A 246-nucleotide genomic window follows, 5' to 3' on the forward strand; every position below is an offset into this window, starting at 1 on the left:
GATGAAGATGGTCCTTGGACAAACTGGGATTTATATCACTTAGCTTATGAAACAGAAAAATCGTTACTTGTTCCTACTTTTGATGGACTACAAGCACCGAAACATTTATCCCATTTCACGCCGCTTCCGCATCAATTAGAAGTCGCTCAAAATGTGATTGAACAAATGAATGGTAAAGCGATTCTAGCAGATGAAGTAGGTCTTGGAAAAACAATCGAAGCTGGACTTATTTTGAAAGAATACATG

At 37.8% G+C, this 246-nt stretch carries 1 pseudogene; it reads left to right on the forward strand.

The annotated features are described in order from the left end of the window. Window positions 1–246, forward strand: a pseudogene (locus tag JDS82_RS29330) (ATP-dependent helicase); the annotation flags it as partial.

This window comes from Bacillus cereus group sp. N14, assembly GCF_016483555.1.
Taxonomy (GTDB): Bacteria; Bacillota; Bacilli; order Bacillales; family Bacillaceae_G; genus Bacillus_A; species Bacillus_A wiedmannii.